Below are 17976 nucleotides of genomic sequence, written 5' to 3' on the forward strand. Positions count from 1 at the left end.
GCATATATCCTGATCCTCCCTGTGGCGAAGCCATGGGGAGGGGGACCGTCCCCGCGAAAGCGGGGATGGTGGAGGGGCGCCGACGTCAGCGCAATAGCCCCTCCGCCAGCGCTTCGCGCTGTCACCTCCCCATGGCTTCGCCACCGGGAGGATTAACGTCCGTCCTTCGTCAGAACTGATACGCCAGCCCGCCGCCGAACAGCCATTGATCGGCGCTGCCGACGTCCTTCACGATCGGCGAATCGGCGAGGCGCGAGAGGAGGCGGCCATATTGGGCGCCGCCGATCAGCACGAATCCTTTGCGCAGGTCGCCCGACAACGCATAGGCGCCCGCCATCCCGATCGTATATTTGCCCGCGCCCGCCTTGGCGCTGGCGCCGGTATAGACCGGCAGGCCGCTCGCCGCGCTGCCCAGCGCGTCGACATCGTAATAATAGCGGCCAAAGCCCTTGCCGTAGAAATTGACCGACGCCGACACGCCGACAAAGGCGCGTTTCGACAGCGGGGTGCCATAATCGATCGTCGGCGATGCCGCCCAGCTGCCGTGGCGGCCCGAAATATCCTTCAATGCGACGATGCGCAGGCCGATCTGGTCATAGTCGCTGGTGATCACTCCGGTGTGGGTGACGCCGGTGAAAAAGCCCGCCTCGACCGCCAGCTTGCGCTTGCCGAGCGCCTCGACCTGCGGATCCTTGATGCTGCCGGTGCGGTCGGCGCGCAGGCTGATGATCGGGCCGAATTTGAAGTCGGTCTTTTGTCCGCGGCGATGGCGGATCAGGTCGACCTGAAGATTCGTGCCGCGGGTCGAGAAGGAATAGCCGTCATAACGACCGCGAACGTAAAAGGCGGGGAGCAGGCGGCGCTCGTCCGAGCCGTTATAGTCGGGCGAGCTCAATATGCCCCCGGCCACCGAAATATAGTTGCGCGACCATTTGCGTTCGCCGTCGTCATCGTCGTCGCGCGCCGCGGGGAGCAGGATGTCGTCGTCGATGTCGCTGACGTCCTGCAGATGGCGTGCCGGCTCGTCGGCGTCCGGGATCAGTCCGTCGGCCGGCGTTTCAACGGGTGCCGCGGGGACTGGCGCCTCTTCCGCCATCGCGGGTGCCGCAGCGCCGCCGCCGAGCGCCAGTGCAGCAAACAGCCGAAGCAGGGAAGCGATGCGAAGCGGGCGGGAGCGCGAAGTCAAAACGGGCATATTCATCCTATATTCTTGCCCCTCGTGCAGCGGGGTGTAGGTGAAGGTCCAGATATTGCAAAGGCTTCGTCTTGCCCAAACAAGCTTTTGGCCGCATCGTGCTTTTCATGCATCACTACGGTCCTTCCGCTTGCCTATCGCGCCGCGTCGCCATTGGTTCCCGGCAAAACGCGATCCCGTTTGTCCGACCGATGCTGTCATGGCCATGAACCGCACCGGGCGGCTGATCGGCTATGCGCTGATGGCAATCGCTGCCGCACTCGCATTGGCAGAGCGGCGCGGGGCGATCGACAGCATCGGGCCGTTCCCGGTCGCAGCGGTCGCGCTGCTCGTCGGGATGATCGGGGTGATGCTGGTGTTCACCGACCTGATGGTGCGCGGGCTGTACGCGCAGGTCGATGCGGCGAAACGCGACGAGGGCGGGGAAGGGTAAATCCTTTTCGTTCGACAGTATCGGCGGTTACCAGTATGACCGCCCGATGACTGATCGACCGCATACGCCGCTGCTCGACACGGTGGATGTCCCCGCCGACCTCCGCAAGCTGAAGCCCGAAGACCTCCGCCAGTTCGCCGACGAGCTGCGCGCCGAGATGATTTCCGCCGTGGGCACCACCGGCGGGCACCTGGGCAGCGGGCTCGGCGTCGTCGAGTTGACGACCGCGCTCCATTATGTGTTCGACACCCCGCGCGACAAGATTGTGTGGGACGTGGGGCACCAATGCTATCCGCACAAGATCATCACCGGACGCCGCGACCGGATTCGTACGCTGCGCCAGGGCGGCGGACTGTCGGGCTTCACCAAGCGCAGCGAGAGCGAATATGATCCGTTCGGCGCGGCGCATTCGTCGACCTCGATCAGCGCCGCGCTGGGCTTTGCGATCGCCAACAAGCTGAAGGATCAGCCTGGCCGCGCGATCGCGGTGATCGGCGACGGGTCGATGTCGGCGGGCATGGCCTATGAGGCGATGAACAATGCGCAGCAGGCGGGCAACCGGCTGATCGTCATCCTGAACGACAATGACATGTCGATCGCTCCCCCCGTTGGCGGACTCTCGGCCTATCTCGCCAAGCTGGTGTCGTCGCGGCCGTTCATCGAGCTGCGCGAGATCGCGCGGCGCTTTGCGCGCAAATTGCCCGAACCGCTGCACAAGGCGGCGAAAAAGACCGACGAATATGCGCGCGGCATGGCGATGGGCGGCACCTTGTTCGAGGAACTTGGCTTTTATTATGTCGGGCCGATCGACGGGCATAACCTCGACCATCTGATCCCGATCCTGGAAAATGTCCGCGACAGCGACCATGGCCCGGTGCTGATCCATGCGGTGACGGTGAAGGGCAAGGGCTATGCCCCCGCCGAAGCCGCCGCCGACAAATATCATGGCGTCCAGAAATTCGACGTGATCACCGGCGAGCAGGCGAAAGCGCCGCCGGGACCGCCCGCGTACCAGAATGTGTTCGGCGAGACGCTGGCGAAGCTCGCCGACAGCGATCCGCGCATCGTCGCGATCACCGCGGCGATGCCGTCGGGGACCGGGGTCGACAAATTTGCGAAGGCGCATCCGACGCGCAGCTTCGACGTCGGCATCGCCGAACAGCATGCGGTGACGTTCGCGGCGGGATTAGCGGCGCAGGGAATGCGGCCGTTCTGCGCCATTTATTCGACGTTCTTGCAGCGCGCTTATGATCAGGTCGTCCATGATGTGGCGATCCAGAATTTGCCGGTGCGCTTTGCGATCGACCGCGCGGGGCTGGTCGGTGCCGACGGATCGACCCATGCGGGCTCGTTCGACATCACCTATCTCGCGACGCTGCCCAATATGGTGGTGATGGCGGCGGCCGACGAGGCCGAGCTGATCCATATGACCTATACCGCCGCCGAATATGACGCCGGCCCGATCGCCTTCCGTTATCCGCGGGGCAATGGCACTGGGGTGCCACTGCCCGAGGTTCCGCAGAAGCTGGAGATCGGCAAAGGCCGCGTGGTGCGCTGCGGCAAGACCGTCGCGATCTTCTCGCTCGGAACGCGGCTGGGCGAAGCGCTCAAGGCCGCCGACACGCTGGAGGCGCGCGGGCTGTCGACGAGCGTCATCGACCTCCGCTTCGCCAAGCCGCTCGACGAGGAACTGATCCGCAAGACGCTCGCCGCCCATGAGGTGTGCGTTACGGTCGAGGAAAACAGCGTCGGCGGGCTCGGCGCGCATGTGCTGACGCTGGCGAGCGACGAGGGGCTGATCGACGCGGGGCTGAAGCTGCGCACGCTGCGCCTGCCCGACATGTTCCAGGATCAGGACAAGCCCGAACTGCAATATGACGCCGCGGGCCTCAACGCGCCGCAGATCGTCGATTGCGTGCTGAAGGCGCTGCGCCACAACAGCGCGGGGGTCGAGGAAGCGGGGGTTCGGGCCTGAACTCTTCCCGTTCGTGCTGAGTTTGTCGAAGCACTTTCCTTTTCCTGCAATGCTTGAAAGAAAGAGCAGCCCTTCGACAAGCTCAGGGCGAACGGTAGAGGGGGCGCCGCATGAACTTCTTCAACCTCCTGCAATCGCTCGACGAGCTGTTGTACGAGGTGATGTCGTGGCTGGTCTTCTACCCGATTACCCTGTGGCGGACGCTGACGCGGCCGCTGCAGATGATGGATTATTCGGACAGCGAACAGGGCGATGCGAGTGACCAGCAATATACTGACACGCTGAGCCCGCCGCTGTTCCTGCTCTTGTCGCTGATCCTCGTCCACGCCGCCGAGATCGCGCTGGTCGGCAATGACGCGGTGGTGGCGAGCAAGGTCGGGCTGTCAGCCTTTGTCAGCAACAACACCGACCTGATCATGTTGCGCATCGTGATGTACAGCCTGTTTCCCGTATTGATGGCAACACGGATGGTTCGGGCGCAGAAATTGCAGGTCAACCGCGACACGCTGCGCGCGCCATTCTACAGTCAATGCTATGTTGCCGCGGTGCTCGCGATGCTGTTGGGCGGCGCGGTGATCCTGATCAAGCTGGCGCATGGCTGGTCCGTGCTCGCGGGCTTTGGCCTCGCCGTCTTCGGCCTGTTGTGGTTCGGTTTCCTGCAGATTGTCTGGTTCAACCAGCATCTGAAATGCGGCCGCCTTCGCGCGCTAGGCCACGCGTCGCGCGCGATGGTCGAAAGCCTGATCGCGATGTTCCTGTTGTCGAGCCTGTTCAACTGACCGCCCAAAAGAAAACGGCCCGGGATCGCCGGGCCGTTGTCGTGACAAGCGTCGGAAGGATCAGCTGGTCGGAATCGCCGCCTGCGCGTCGCGGCCGTCGCCTTCGGGGGCGGCGAGGATGTCGCGGACGACGAGTCCCTTGTCGACGACCTGCGTGTCGGGGCTGCCGACCTGGCTGCGGATGCCGGGGTCGGCGCGGGCGCCGTCGGCGCTGCTGATCACCGCGGCTTCATTGGGGCTGCGCGCCGAGGGGCCGCCGAACAGCGCGCGCAGCGTCTGTTCCGCGGTGGTTTCGCCGCCGGGACGCGCGGTGCCGGGAGCGGGCGGGGTCAGCGCGAAATCGGGCGGCACGACGAGCGGCGCCTGACGCGACACGGCAAATTCATCGGGCCGGTCGCGGCTGAACAAATTGTTCGACCCGCAGGCCGACAGGGTGGTGGCCAGGATCGAGGCGGCCAGGATGATTTTGGTCCGGTTCACTGCAAATAACTCCTATGCGCCCCGTTTACTTCGCGGACGGTTTGGCGTCCGCATCGGAGGCCTTTTCGCCGAAGAGCAGCGCGCGCGCAACCAGCAAAAGCACCCCGATCGAGATGCAGGCATCGGCGACGTTGAAGATCATGAAGGGGCGGAAATCACCGAAATGCAGGTCGGCGAAATCGACGACATAGCCGTAGCGCACCCGGTCGACGATATTGCCGAGCGCGCCGCCGAGGATCATCGCGAGCGCGATCACGTCGCCCTTGGCCTGTTCGCGCGTCATCCAGATCGCGACCGCGCCCGCGACCAGCGCGGTGACCGCGACCAGCGTCCAGCGCGTCGTGTCGTTGCAATTGGCGAACATCGACAGCGAAATGCCGCAATTTTCGGCCCAGGTCAGGTTGAAGATGTCCATCAGCTCGATCTCGCGCTTCGCTTCGAGCGACAGCGGGGTGATGATCACCCATTTGGTCACCTGATCGAGGATGAAGGCGAAGGCGGCAACCAACAGGCCAAAGCGCAGGTGCGGCGAACGGGAATTTGTCATGCCGGGTTCAATACTGTTTCGCAGCGATTGCACAAGTTGCCGTCCTCGGTAACTTCGGGGAGGTGGCGCCAGCAGCGGCCGCATTTGTGGTCGGTGGTGGGGGTGACGGTGACCCGATTGCTATGCTGTGTGCGTTCGACCGCTGCTGTGATGAACAATTCGGCGAGCTCGTCCCAAGTAAACTGGCTGGCCAGTTCGTCGCCGACGACGATCTTGGCTTCGAGGCTCGACCGCACCGTCTTTTCGCGGCGAAGCGGTTCGATGGCCTCGTTCACCTGATTGCGAAGCTGGCGCAGTTCAGCCCACCGCCCAATCAGTTCGTCATCCCGGCGCAGGCCGGGATCCCCACCGTCGAGATCCCGGCCTTCGCCGGGATGACGATTGAGGGTGGGGAGCTTGGGCCATTCGAGGAGGTGGACCGAACCCGCATCCGGATAGCGCGTTCCCCACACTTCCTCAGCTGTGAACACCAGCACCGGCGCGGCGTAGCGGATCAGCGCGTGGAACAAAGTGTCGAGCACGGTGCGGTAGGCGCGGCGCTTCGCCGTCCCAAGAGGTTCGGCGGGGCCGATGTCGCAGTAGAGGCTGTCCTTGCGGATGTCGAAGTAGAAGGCCGACAGGTCTTCGTTGCAGAAGTCCGACAACAGGCGGGTGTAGCTGTTGAAGTCGAAATCATCGACCGCCTGCGCCAGCTTGCCGTCGAGATCGGCGAGCAGCGAGAGCATATAGCGCTCGAGCTCGGGCATCGCCGACACGTCGGTGACACGCTCTTCATCGCTGAACCCTTCGAGCGCGCCAAGCAGGTAGCGGAAGGTGTTCCTGAGCTTGCGATACTGGTCGGCGACCCCGGCGAGGATTTCCTTGCCGATGCGGTGGTCCTCGGTGAAGTCGACCGACAGCGCCCACAGGCGGAGGATGTCGGCGCCATAGTCGCGCATCAGGTCGATGGGGCTGATCGTGTTGCCGAGCGACTTCGACATCTTCAGACCCTTGGAGTCCATCGTGAAGCCGTGGGTCAGCACCGCCTTGTACGGCGCCTGCCCGCGCGTGCCGCAGCTTTCGAGCAAGGACGACTGGAACCAGCCGCGATGCTGGTCGCTGCCTTCGAGATACAGGTCGGCGCTGTGGGTGCCGCCGTCGTGGCGGACGAGCGCGGGCCATTTGCCGCTTTCGAGCACGAAGGCGTGGGTGCAGCCCGAATCGAACCAGACGTCGAGAATGTCGGTGATGCGTTCGTAATCGGCGGCGTTGTATTGATCGCCGAGATACTCCTGCGCGCGCGCGTCGCTCCATGCGTCGACGCCGCCCTCGCGCACCGCCGCGACGATGCGGTCGTTGACCAGCGGGTCGTTCAGATACTGGCCGGTCTTGCGGTCGACGAACAGGGTGATCGGCACGCCCCACGCGCGCTGGCGCGACAGCACCCAGTCGGGGCGGTCCTTGACCATGCTACCGATGCGGTTGCGGCCCTTTTCGGGGACGAAGCGCGTGCGCTCGATCGCGTGCATCGCGGCTTGGCGCAAGGTCGGCGCGGCGCACAGATCCTCCTCATGCGGGTTGATCGCGCCGCCTTCCGATTCCCAGCGCTGCTCGCGCGGCGCCTTGGGTTCGATGTGCGTCATCACCTTGTCCATCGGCACGAACCATTGCGGGGTGCAGCGATAGATGACTTTGGCTTTCGAGCGCCAGCTGTGCGGATAGCTGTGCTGGTAGTCGGCGCTGGCGGCGAGGAGGCCGCCGGCTTCGCGCAGGTCCGAACAGATCGGGCCGTCGGGGGCGTTGAACTTGGGGTTGATCACCGATCCCTGACCGCCGAGCCAGCCCCAGTCGGCGCGATATTTGCCGTCGCCCTCGACCGCGAAAACGGGATCGAGCCCGTTCGCTTTGCACAGGTCGAAGTCGTCTTCGCCGTGATCGGGCGACATATGGACGAGCCCGGTGCCGCTGTCGGTGGTGACGAAATCGCCGGGCAGGAAGGGACGCGGGCGCAGGTAGAAGTCGGCCAGCGGGGAATCGAGATTTATTGTTCCCCGGCGAACGCCGGGGTCCAGGGTGTCGTCCGCAAGGTTGTCGTCAGGCCGCCCTGGGCTCCGGCTTTCGCCGGAGAACAGCTTTGCCATCGGGTGGCGCGCGATGGTGCCGGCGAGGTCGGAGCCGCGATACGTTTCCGGCTCGCCGTCTGCCTGCCAAGGATGCGCGTAATACTCTGCTTTCCCCAAGCCGAGGTCGCTCAGATCGACGTTGGCCGCTTGCCGGTTCAGTCTTGCAAGAACCGACTGCACCAGCGGCTCGGCGATCAGGAAACGCTTTCCGTGCCAGTCTAGGCCCGCCTCTTTCAGCCGTCGATACACCTCAATCTGATGCTTCGTGCCTTCCGTTTCGGGCTCGAAACCAATGTGCGCATATTCAACCTCCGGCCCATAGGCGATCGCCTGATTGACTGGGATCGTCCACGGGGTGGTCGTCCAGATGACAGCGTAAGCGCCCTTCAACTCTTCGATGGGCGAGTCCGTGATCTCGAACGCCACGTCGATCTGGGTCGAGACGATATCCTCGTATTCGATCTCGGCCTCGGCGAGCGCGGTCTTTTCGACCGGCGACCACATCACCGGCTTGGCGCCGCGATAGAGCATGTCGTTGGCGGCGAATTTGAGCAGCTCGCGCACGATGGTGGCCTCGGCCGCATAATCCATCGTCAGGTACGGATGGTCCCAGTCGCCGCCGATGCCGAGGCGCTTCAGCTGCTCGCGCTGGGTGTCGACCCAATGCTGCGCATAGGCGCGGCATTCGGCGCGGAATTCCTCGACCGGAACCTCGTCCTTGTTCAGCTTTTTCTTGCGATATTGCTCCTCGACCTTCCACTCGATCGGCAGGCCGTGGCAATCCCAGCCGGGAACGTAAGGCGCGTCCTTGCCCTTCAGCGTCTGGGTGCGGACGACCATGTCCTTGAGGATATGGTTGAGCGCATGGCCGATGTGCATGTCGCCATTGGCGTAGGGCGGGCCGTCGTGGAGGATGAACTGGTCGCGGCCCTTGCGGCTGTCGCGAATCTGCCCCTCGAGATTGCCCTCGAGCCATTTCGCCAGAATCAGCGGCTCCTTCTGCGGCAGGCCGGCCTTCATCGGAAAGTCGGTCTTGGGCAGGAAGACGGTGTCGCGATAGTCGCGCTGTTCGGCGGTGGGCGTGCTGTCGGTCATGGTGCGCGGCGCTTAGCGCAGTTTTGCGTGGGCGCAAAGCTTATGGGCGAGGGATGATACCAGCTTCGTCACCCCGGACCTGATCCGGGGTCCAGTCCTGCCTCGCTGCATGGACCCCGGATCAAGTCCGGGGTGACGATGAAGTGATAGCATGGTTTCTATTTCTGCCGTGGTCGCAGCGCCGGACCCACCGCGCGGATATCCTCGACCCAGATATAGCCGTTGAAGCTGGCGGGGATCTTGGCGAGTTGCTGCGGGGTGGAGAGGCCTTCGTTCGATTTGCCGCGTTCATAGGGGCCAAAAACGATGACGCGCGCGCCGACGCTGTCCATGCGGGCGATCAGGCGGTCGGGCCAGCCCCAGAAGGCCCATTGATAGTTGATCGGGATACCCAGCACGCCGTTCCGGCAGCTTTCAGGCACGATGCCGGTCCAGCCGTACATCACATAGTCTTTGGTGCAGGCCATTCCCTCGCGCTTGAGGTCGAACGACCAGTTGGCGGGGAGCAGCTTGCGCATCCGTTTGACCGGGGCTTCGTGGCCATAAAAGGCGTCGCCGAGCCTGGCGCTGTCGCGGCCCGAGGCCCGGAGGATCGCGAACAGCTGGTCGGCCTCGCCGGGATTCTTCGACTTGAAGTTGAACAGGATCGGATGGACGGGGAGCGCCGCGAGGCCTTCCTCGACCGTCGGCATCTTCCCGACCCCCTTGCCGCGCAGGGGGAAGGTCTTGCCGCCGTCGGCGGTGTAGCCATGGCCGATGTCGAGCGCCTTCAATTCGGCCAGCGTCAGGTCGCGGGTGTCGCCCTTGCCGTCGGTGCGGCAATCGACGGTCCAGTCGTGGAACAGCACCATGCGCCCGTCCTTCGTCGGCGCGACATCGACCTCGACCATGTTGGCGCCGAGCCCGACCGCCCAGCGCATCGATTCGGGTGTGTTTTCGAACACATCATGGTCGGGCGGATAAGCGTGGATGGCGGTGCAGGTGTCGCGGCCGACCGCGGCGCGCTTGTCATAGAGGTGATAGACGCCGCGGTGCGCGATGAGCTTGGGTTTGCCGGCGGGATCGGGGGCGAGCCAGCTGGCGTTGCTGAGGGTCAGCCAGGCGACGAGCGCGGCGAACAGCCACAGCGCGATTTTGGTGCGGCGGCGAAGCGGCTTTTTCGGTGGGCCTTCGAGGGCGGTGGCCCAGTCGTCGTGCGTCATTTCGTCCCCCCAATCGTCACCCCGGACTTGATCCGGGGCCCATTCCCGCCGCGCCGCATGGACCCCGGATCAAGTCGCACGAGTCACGGGCCTCGTACGAGGGTGACGAAGAATTATAGGTCCGCGAGCAACGCCTTCGCCGCATCGCAATCCTTGGCGATCTGCGCCATCAGCGCGTCCATGCTTTCGTACTTTGCCTCGGGCCGGATGAAGGCGTGGAAGGCGATGTCGATTTCCTGCCCGTAAAGATCCTCGGCGAAGTCGAAGAAATGCGGCTCGAGCAATTCCTTCGGTGGGACGAAGCTGGGGCGGATGCCGAGGTTCGCGGCGCCTTTCAGGGGCCGTCCGTCCGGCAGTTTCCCGGTGACGGCGTAGATGCCATATTTCGGGCGCAGATAATTGCCCATGTCGATATTGGCGGTGGGAAAGCCGAGCAGGCGGCCGTTCTTGTCGCCATGCTCGACGCGGCCGCGCACGGTGAAGGGGCGGGTGAGCAGGCGCGCGGCGGTCTTGCAGTCGCCTGCCTGCAGCGCCTCGCGGATACGGCTCGACGAGATCACGGCGTCGTCCTCGACCGGCGCGACCATTTCGGTGAAGAAGCCGAGGCGGCGGGCATGGTCGGCCAGCGTCACGACATCGCCGCCGCGGCCCTTGCCGAACACGAAATCGGCGCCGGTGACGACCCCCGCGGCGCCGTAGCGATCGAGGAGGAGCCCGGTGATAAAATCCTCCGCCGTCGTCCCCGCAAGCGCGCCGTCGAAGGGCAGGACGAGCATCGCGTCGGCGCCCGCCGCGGCGAACAGTTCCTGCCTTTGGTCGAGCGTGGTGAGGCGGAAGGGCGGGACGTCGGGTTTGAAGAAGCGCACCGGATGCGGATCGAAGGTCGCGACGATCGCCGGGCGGCCTTCGTCCTTCGCGTGGCGGACGGCGCGGCCGACGACCGCCTGATGCCCGGCGTGGAAGCCGTCGAAATTGCCGAGCGCGATGACCCCGCCGCGCAAGGGGGCGGGGGTGCGGGTGTGGCCGTCGAGGCGGATCATCGCCAACCCCTCCCCTTCAGGGGAGGGGCAGCGAGACTTGCGAACTTGTTCGCTAGTCGCAGCGGGGTGGGCCGCGGACGCTGCGCAAGGCCGCTGGCCCCCACCCCAACCCCTCCCCTGAAGGGGAGGGGCTTGATCAGCGCTGCACCGATACGCCGCACGGTCACGGCGCAGGCGGCGTCAGCGGAACCAGCCCCGCCTTGAGCACGCGCACCGCATTGCCGCCCATCGCGGCGCGGATTTCGGCGTCGCTGAACCCGGCGTCGATCAGCGCCTGCGTCACCTGCACCAGCTTCGACGTATCGAAACGCACCGTGGTGGCGCCGTCATAATCGCTGCCGAGCGCAACGTGCTGGATGCCGACGAGGTCGCGGACATGCTTCATCGCCTTCGCGATGCTCGCGGGCGCGGTGTCGCAGATCGCGGCGTCCCAATAGCCGATGCCGACGAGGCCACCCGTTGCGGCGACGCCGCGGATCTGTTCGTCCGAAAGGTTGCGATTGACCTTGCACGTCGCCTGCACGCCGCCGTGGCTCGAGACGACGGGGCGGCGCGCCATTTTGAGGATGTCGGCGACACAGGCGTTCGAACAATGCGCGATGTCGACGATCATGCCCTTCGCTTCCATCGCGGTCACGACCTGGCGCCCGAACGGGGTCAGGCCGCCTTTCTTGAGGCCGTGCATCGATCCCGCGAGGTCGTTGTCGAAGAAATGGGTGAGCCCCGCCATGCGGAAGCCCGCGGCGTAGAGCTTGTCGAGGTTGGCGAGCTTGCCTTCGAGCGGGTGCAGACCTTCAAGGCTGAGCAGCGCGCCGACTGGCGCCGGTGTTCGGTCCAGCGCAGGCTTGGCGGCGGACCGTTCCAGCAGGAGTACGTCGATCTCTTCGGGACGGGTCACTCGGGCGAGCTTGCCGTCCGACGCCGCCACCGCGCGGTGCAGCTTTTCGGCGTGCCACAGCGAGCGTTCGAGCAGCGAGTTCCACGTCCGCACCGGCTGGAGCTGCGCGATCACCAGGCTGGTGATATTGTCGGTATCGCCGCTGTTCGCGTCGTAATTCTGCCCCTTGGGCGATTTGGTCGTGCTGGCGAGGATTTGCAGCGCGACATTGCCATCCTCGAGCCGCGGCAGGTCCATATGGCCGCGGGTTGCGCGGTCGAGGATGTCGCGTTTCCAGAGCAGGGTGTCGCTGTGCAGGTCGACGATGGTCAGCGTTTTGTGCAGCGCCTTGGCGCGCTCGCTGACTTGCGGCAGCGGCTTGCCGTCGATCTGGTTGGTGCCGCGCTCGATGATCCCCGGCGCGAGCGCGAAAAAGGCGAGTGCGGCGAGAGCGATGACGAGCAGGATTCCGGTCAGCCAGCGGCGCATCGGTCTAGATCCTTGTCAATGTGACGAAACTGTACGCGGGGCGCCCGGCGTCGTCGGCGGGATGATCGTCGCGCGCGACTTCGCACCATTCGGCGGGGTCGGGATAGGCGATGACCGCGTCGCCTTTCGGTTCGAGCCCGACTTCGGTCAGCTCGATACGGTCGGCCTGGGGCAGGAACAGGCGATAGATTTCGGCGCCGCCGATCACCATGACGTGCGGCGCATTGGCGAGCTTCAAGGCTTCCTCGATCGTCGCGACGGGCTCGGCGCCCTCGTCCTGCCAGTCGGGATCGCGGGTGAGGACGATGTGGCGGCGCCCTTCGAGGATCGCGGGCAGGCTGTCGAAGGTCTTGCGCCCCATGATCATCGGGCGGCCCATCGTCAGCTGTTTGAAGCGGCGGAGGTCGGCGGGCAGGTGCCAGGGCATCTTGCCGCCCGCGCCGATCACGCCATTGGCGGCGCGCGCGAGGATCAGGGTGATTTCGGGGTGGTTCATGCGGGCGTGGTTCCGACCCAGGTTGCGTGACCGAGCTTGCGGCCGGCGCGCACTTCGGTCTTGCCATAATGATGGACGCGGGCGTTGCCGTCGGCGAGCAGCGCGGGGACCGCGGCGATGTCGGCGCCGATCAGGTTGCGCATCGTGACGGGCAGCGCGGTGGTCGCGGTGCTGCCGAGCGGCAGCCCGGCGACGGCGCGGATATGGTTTTCGAACTGGCTGGTGACCGCGCCCTCGATCGTCCAGTGGCCGCTGTTGTGGACGCGCGGCGCCATCTCGTTAAAGATCGGGCCATCGTCGGTCGCAAAGAACTCGCCGGTCAGCACCCCGACATATTCGAGATCGTCGGCGATGCGCGCCATCAGCGCGCGCGCTTCGTCCTGCTGGTCGCGGACGATCTGTGGCGGCGGCAGGCTGGAGGTGGCGAGGATGCCGCCTTCGTGGACGTTGACGCTGCTGTCCCAGAAGCGCGTCTCGCCATCGATGCCGCGCACCAGGATGACCGAAAATTCATGCGCGAAGGTGACAAAGCCTTCGAGGATCGCGGCATGGCGGTCGATGCCGTCCCACGCGGCGTCGGCGTCGGCGGGGGTCGCGAGCCGCGCCTGCCCCTTGCCGTCATAGCCCATGCGCAGCGTCTTGAGGATCGCGGGCGCGCCGATTTCGGCGAGCGCGGCGCCCAGCGCAGCGCGGTCGGGGACAGCGGCGAAGGGGGCGGAGCGCCCGCCGAGCCCGGTCACGAACTGCTTTTCGGTCAGCCGGTGCTGCGCGATCTCGAGCGCCTGCGCGCCGGGGCGCACCGCCACATGCCCCGACAGGAAACGGACCGTATCGACGGGGACATTTTCGAACTCGATCGTCACCGCGTCGCAACCCGCGGCAAAGGCGGCGAGGCGCGGTTCGTCGTCCCATGCCGCCTGCGTGTGATGCGCCGCGACCTCGGCCGCGACGCTCTCATGGTCGGGGGCGTAGATGTGCACCTGATAACCAAGCTGCGCCGCCGCGACGCTCAGCATCCGGCCGAGCTGGCCGCCACCCAATATGCCGATCGTCGAACCGGGTGCGAGCAAGCGATCAGCCCTCGCGTACCGGGTGGGGGGCGACGCTGTTGGTCTGTTCCGCGCGCCAGGCATCAAGTTTTTGCGCCAGATCGGAGTCATTGTTGGCGAGCAGCGCGGCGGCGAACAAGCCTGCGTTGGTCGCCCCCGCCTTGCCGATCGCAAAGGTCGCGACGGGCACGCCCCCGGGCATCTGGACGATCGAATAGAGGCTGTCGATGCCGTTCAAGGCCGCCGACTGGACAGGGACGCCGAGCACCGGCACCCGCGTCATCGCCGCGACCATGCCCGGCAGATGCGCGGCGCCGCCCGCGCCGGCGATGATCGCCCGCAGGCCGCGCGCCGCCGCGCCTTTGGCATAGTCGACGAGGCGATCGGGGGTGCGGTGCGCGGACACGATCTGGACGTCGTGCGCGATGCCGAATTGTTCGAGGATCTGGACCGCGTGGGCCATCGTCGGCCAGTCCGACTGGCTGCCCATGATAACACCGACTTGCGGCGCTTCGTCGCCCATCACCCAACCCTCCACACAGCGGCCGTTATTCGCGCGATGAATCGCCGCCGCACCCCCCTAGCGACTGCGCCGCGCGCGGGCAACGGCACCGAACATGCAATACTGACTCGCGCGTTTACCGATTGGTATCAAGTCGCGGCTAGGGTTGCCGCGCAATATCCGTCGGCATCGGGCCGATGAATAAGGGTTGGTTTGCGGGGACGTTGAATGGATAGCGTAGGGGGGGCACGGATCGCGGTCGACCAGTTCGGCTCCGTCGCCGTCGACTCCATCGAAGATCAGCTGCGGGAGATCCGCCGGGAACGCGATGCGCTGCGCCGCGAAAACCGGGTGCTGAAGATCGCCGTGGCCGAACTGGAGCGGGTGTCGGAACGCGACACGCTGACCCCCCTGTTCAACCGCCGCTATTTCCTGACCGCGATCCATCACCGCATCGCGCGTTTCGAGCGCCATGCCGAGCGCGCCGCGGTGGTCTTTGTCGACGTCAACCAGCTGAAATATATCAATGACAGTTTTGGGCATGCCGCGGGCGACTTCGCGCTGATGGAGATTGCCAAGCGGCTCGCCGAATCGATCCGCGCCACCGACGTTGCGGCGCGGATTGGCGGCGACGAATTCGGGCTGATCCTCGACCAGTCGAGCGAGGAAGGCGCGCGCGCCCAGATCGCGCGGCTGGGCGATGTGCTGACGGCGGCACCCGCGGCGTATGACGGGCACAAAATCGCGCTGTCGGCCTGTTTCGGGATCGCGATGCTCCAGTCGGGGATGACCGAATCGGACATATTGGCCGCCGCCGACCGCGACATGTACCGCAACAAACAGGGGCAGGGTTCGGCCGCGGGGCACCGCTGACATCGCTCCTAACCCGCTGTTAACCAAATGAGCGCATCGTCCGATCAGGACATTCATTGTCCGAAAAGGGGGGTGAGTGATGCGTACCCAAGCCGACCCATATCTCGACATTCAGAACCGGATCACCGGCCAGATCGGCGCGCTGGCCGAAGCGCTGCCGCATTGCGCGCTGGCGCAGATCGTTCAGGGCATCGACGATATCCGCTGCCTGGCGCGCGACAACGGCTTTGCCGCGGTCGAAACGCTGGCCAGCCGGCTGGAATCGGCGGTGGCGGGGGGCGGCTATCGCGCGGCCATCCTGACCTATCTCGACGCGATGAGCGATGCCGCGACCGTGCCGCGCGGGCCGTTGCCCGCCGCCATGCATGAGGCATGGCTGGCGTCGGTCGCCATGCGCCTCGGTCATTGACGGTTCCTGCCTGACAATTCAGACGGGTTTGCATGGATGCAATCATGCTTGCGCTGGTGGCGGTGCTGCTCGCCAATGCCGATGGGCGCAGCGGGATTATATTGTCGCGGCTGCTGAGCGCGCGGCCGGACCGGCGCGTCGTCGTCGCGGTCGCGTTTGGTGCGTTCCTGCTCAACGCCATGGTCGCCGCGACGGCGGGGGCGGTCGCCAACCGGATGATCGGACAGGGCGTAGCGGCGCTGCTCGTGGCGTTCGCGATGCTGTCGGCCGCCGCGGCGCTGCTGTGGCGCGGGCGAGGTATGCCGTTCGACGACAAGGCTTTGACCGCGCCCCCGACGATGTTGGCGGGACGGCTGCTGATTGCGCAGTTCGGCGACCGCAGCCATTTCCTGATCGGCGCGTTGGCGGCCACCAGTGGCGCTGGACAATGGGCGGCAGCGGGCGCGCTGGTCGGCTGGACGCTGGCGATGCTGCCCTTTCTGGCCTTCGGTCCGGCGTTGGCCGATCGGCGCGCGGCGCACGGGGTGCGCTGGGCCAGCGCAGCGATCCTGGCGATATGGGGCATCGTTACCGCAATGGGGGCGTTCGGGCTGATCGGTTAGGCCTGTAGAACTTTGCATCCTTATCGCTTTTATCGATGACAGCGACCGACAGCTTTCATGGGTAAAGCGCATCGCGGCGCGCTATATTGGGTGAAAGAGAAAGGATATTTCCCATGTCCCATCCAAACCAGCCCGCCGTCGCCGATGCGCTCAACGCGCTGCTCGCCGACAGTTTTGCGCTCTATCTCAAGACCAAAAACTATCATTGGCATGTCCAGGGGCCGCGCTTTCGCGAACTGCATCTGCTGTTCGACGAACAAGCGACACAGATTTTCGCGACCACTGACCTGATCGCCGAACGGGTGCGCAAGAATGGCGCGCGGACGCTCCAGTCGATCGGCGACATCGGGCGCCGCAGCTCGATCCGGGACGACGATGCCGCTGGCACCGATGCCGAGGCGATGATCCGGGCGCTGGCTGACGATAACAGGCTTTTGCTGGACCAGCTCAAAGAGGTGAAGGCCGCGGCCGAGGCGGACGGCGACATCGCGACGAGCGGGCTGGTCGACACCTGGGCCGACGAGACGCAGCAGCGGATCTGGTTCCTGGAGGCAACGCTGGGCTATTGAGGCCCGGCGGATTTTGGGTGACGGACGTAGCTATCACCACGCCCTCCCCTTCAGGGGAGGGCAGCGAGACTTGGCAGCTTGCTGCCTAGTCGCAGCGGGTGGGGGCCAGAGGTATTGCGCTACACCGCGAGCCCCCACCCCAACCCCTCCCCTGAAGGGGAGGGGCTTTCTGGCCGCAACCGGTCGCTTGCCGACAAAGGCGGTCCCAAACAAAAAAAAGGGCGGCCCGAGAGCCGCCCTTTTCATATCCGGTTATCGGCCTCAGTCCTGATGCGGCTGGATGTTCACCGCGGCGAACTTGCCGCGATCGTCGACTTCGATGTCGAAAGCGACGCGGTCGCCTTCGTCGAGGCCCGCCATGCCGGCGCGCTGCACCGCGCTGATGTGGACGAAGGCGTCGGCCTGTCCGTCGTCGCGCGCGATAAAGCCGAAGCCCTTCGTCGTGTTGAAGAATTTGACCGTGCCCGAGGTGCGTTCACCAGTCAGCTGGCGACGCCCGCGGGCGCCACCCGGCGCGCCGCGATCGTCACGCTGGCGCGGTGCGAATTCTTCGACCGGCATCGGTTCGCCTTCGATCTTCAGATCGATGGCCGACACCTTGCCGTTGCGTTCGATCAGCGTGAAGCCGAGCGGCTGGCCCGAGGCCAGACCTTGCAGCCCGGCCTGTTCGACCGCGCTGATGTGCACGAACACGTCTTCGCCGCCATCGTCACGGGCAACGAAACCAAAACCTTTGGAAGCGTTGAAAAATTTGACCGTACCCTGGCCTTCGCCAACGACCTGTGCCGGCATGCCGCCGCCACGTCCGCCGCCGAAGCCGCCACGATCGCCGCCGCCGAAGCCGCCGCGGTCGCCACCGCCAAAACCGCCGCGATCGCCGCCGCCGAAGCCGCCGCGGTCGCCATAACCGCCACCGCGGTTACCGCCGCCGTAGCTGTCGCCGCCATAAGGTGCAGGTTCGAAGCTGTCGAAATTGCCGAAATCATCGCGCTTGCCGCGCCCCCGCTGGCCGCGGCGATCCTTGTTGAAACTCATTGTCTAATAGTCGCTTTCGGTTCGTCCATACCCCATATGATCGGCGCCTTGCGTCGGACGGGGACGCACTTCACCACGGGCACAGACTCGCCCCATGCCGCTAACGACGCAATATATAGCTTAAACATTCTGCATCTGCGAACGGAAAATTCAAGCCGCCGATGCCGGACGAACCGCGCTTTGCCGCGGGCTGGCGGCGGATCGGCCAGCGCCGGGAAAACCAGTCA

18 protein-coding genes are annotated in these 17976 nt (G+C 65.4%); 7 read left to right on the forward strand and 11 right to left on the reverse strand.

Annotation, left to right across the window (positions count from 1 at the left end):
- Nucleotides 1-169: 169 nt before the first annotated feature.
- Nucleotides 170-1186 carry a MipA/OmpV family protein gene (locus G9408_RS11575; protein ID WP_210423353.1) on the reverse strand — a complete coding sequence of 339 codons (1017 nt, stop codon included), beginning with the start codon at nucleotides 1184-1186 and terminating at the stop codon, nucleotides 170-172.
- Nucleotides 1187-1394: 208 nt separating this feature from the next.
- Between G9408_RS11575 and G9408_RS11580 the strand changes: the two genes are divergently transcribed.
- From G9408_RS11580 to G9408_RS11590, 3 genes are all read left to right on the forward strand, one after another.
- Nucleotides 1395-1628, forward strand: coding sequence for a hypothetical protein (locus tag G9408_RS11580; RefSeq protein ID WP_168454175.1), 234 nt, complete (start codon nucleotides 1395-1397; stop codon nucleotides 1626-1628).
- Between the two features lie 46 nt (nucleotides 1629-1674).
- A complete protein-coding gene (gene dxs, locus G9408_RS11585) occupies nucleotides 1675-3603 on the forward strand; it encodes a 1-deoxy-D-xylulose-5-phosphate synthase (RefSeq protein WP_168454176.1) in 1929 nt (642 codons plus the stop codon).
- 110 nt (nucleotides 3604-3713) lie between these two features.
- Complete coding sequence (locus tag G9408_RS11590) at nucleotides 3714-4382, forward strand: hypothetical protein (RefSeq protein ID WP_168454177.1); 669 nt, start codon at nucleotides 3714-3716, stop codon at nucleotides 4380-4382.
- 60 nt (nucleotides 4383-4442) lie between these two features.
- Here G9408_RS11590 and G9408_RS11595 read toward each other — a convergent pair whose 3' ends face one another.
- The 9 genes from G9408_RS11595 to purE form a co-directional block, all read right to left on the reverse strand.
- The gene (locus G9408_RS11595; RefSeq protein ID WP_168454178.1) at nucleotides 4443-4862 is read right to left on the reverse strand and encodes a DUF3035 domain-containing protein; all 420 of its coding nucleotides are present in this window, start codon (nucleotides 4860-4862) and stop codon (nucleotides 4443-4445) included.
- A gap of 25 nt (nucleotides 4863-4887) precedes the next feature.
- Nucleotides 4888-5409, reverse strand: coding sequence for a signal peptidase II (gene lspA / locus G9408_RS11600; protein ID WP_120217445.1), 522 nt, complete (start codon nucleotides 5407-5409; stop codon nucleotides 4888-4890).
- On the reverse strand, nucleotides 5406-8606 hold the full coding sequence (locus G9408_RS11605; RefSeq protein ID WP_168454179.1) for an isoleucine--tRNA ligase: 3201 nt from the start codon (nucleotides 8604-8606) through the stop codon (nucleotides 5406-5408). The genes lspA and G9408_RS11605 overlap by 4 nt, the downstream gene beginning before the upstream one ends.
- Before the next feature lie 158 nt (nucleotides 8607-8764).
- On the reverse strand, nucleotides 8765-9808 hold the full coding sequence (locus G9408_RS11610) for a glycerophosphodiester phosphodiesterase family protein (RefSeq protein ID WP_168454180.1): 1044 nt from the start codon (nucleotides 9806-9808) through the stop codon (nucleotides 8765-8767).
- A gap of 113 nt (nucleotides 9809-9921) precedes the next feature.
- Nucleotides 9922-10848: a bifunctional riboflavin kinase/FAD synthetase gene (locus G9408_RS11615; RefSeq protein ID WP_168454181.1), complete on the reverse strand. Its 927-nt coding sequence runs from the start codon at nucleotides 10846-10848 to the stop codon at nucleotides 9922-9924.
- A 163-nt stretch (nucleotides 10849-11011) separates the two neighbouring features.
- Nucleotides 11012-12214: a dipeptidase gene (locus G9408_RS11620; protein ID WP_168454182.1), complete on the reverse strand. Its 1203-nt coding sequence runs from the start codon at nucleotides 12212-12214 to the stop codon at nucleotides 11012-11014.
- Between the two features lie 4 nt (nucleotides 12215-12218).
- On the reverse strand, nucleotides 12219-12710 hold the full coding sequence (locus G9408_RS11625) for a dihydrofolate reductase (protein WP_168454183.1): 492 nt from the start codon (nucleotides 12708-12710) through the stop codon (nucleotides 12219-12221).
- Nucleotides 12707-13780, reverse strand: coding sequence for a 5-(carboxyamino)imidazole ribonucleotide synthase (locus G9408_RS11630; protein WP_268932546.1), 1074 nt, complete (start codon nucleotides 13778-13780; stop codon nucleotides 12707-12709). Before G9408_RS11630 ends, G9408_RS11625 begins: the two co-directional genes overlap by 4 nt.
- A 4-nt stretch (nucleotides 13781-13784) precedes the next feature.
- Nucleotides 13785-14282, reverse strand: coding sequence for a 5-(carboxyamino)imidazole ribonucleotide mutase (gene purE / locus G9408_RS11635; protein ID WP_168454560.1), 498 nt, complete (start codon nucleotides 14280-14282; stop codon nucleotides 13785-13787).
- Between the two features lie 207 nt (nucleotides 14283-14489).
- On the opposite strand from purE, the gene G9408_RS11640 reads away from it, so the two are divergent.
- The 4 genes from G9408_RS11640 (at nucleotide 14490) to G9408_RS11655 (ending at nucleotide 16714) form a co-directional block, all read left to right on the forward strand.
- Nucleotides 14490-15134, forward strand: a complete 645-nt coding sequence (locus tag G9408_RS11640; RefSeq protein ID WP_168454185.1) for a GGDEF domain-containing protein — start codon at nucleotides 14490-14492, stop codon at nucleotides 15132-15134.
- 79 nt (nucleotides 15135-15213) lie between these two features.
- Nucleotides 15214-15543 carry a hypothetical protein gene (locus G9408_RS11645; protein ID WP_168454186.1) on the forward strand — a complete coding sequence of 110 codons (330 nt, stop codon included), beginning with the start codon at nucleotides 15214-15216 and terminating at the stop codon, nucleotides 15541-15543.
- A gap of 32 nt (nucleotides 15544-15575) precedes the next feature.
- Nucleotides 15576-16145 (forward strand): TMEM165/GDT1 family protein, encoded by a 570-nt coding sequence (locus G9408_RS11650; RefSeq protein WP_168454187.1) that lies wholly within the window; start codon nucleotides 15576-15578, stop codon nucleotides 16143-16145.
- Nucleotides 16146-16258: 113 nt separating this feature from the next.
- Nucleotides 16259-16714 carry a Dps family protein gene (locus G9408_RS11655; protein ID WP_168454188.1) on the forward strand — a complete coding sequence of 152 codons (456 nt, stop codon included), beginning with the start codon at nucleotides 16259-16261 and terminating at the stop codon, nucleotides 16712-16714.
- Nucleotides 16715-16975: 261 nt separating this feature from the next.
- Here the strand turns inward: G9408_RS11655 and G9408_RS16700 are convergent, their stop codons facing one another.
- Complete coding sequence (locus tag G9408_RS16700; RefSeq protein WP_168454189.1) at nucleotides 16976-17749, reverse strand: cold-shock protein; 774 nt, start codon at nucleotides 17747-17749, stop codon at nucleotides 16976-16978.
- Between the last annotated feature and the right edge of the window lie 227 nt (nucleotides 17750-17976).

It is taken from the genome of Sphingopyxis microcysteis, from assembly GCF_012274265.1.
GTDB lineage: Bacteria > Pseudomonadota > Alphaproteobacteria > Sphingomonadales > Sphingomonadaceae > Sphingopyxis > Sphingopyxis microcysteis.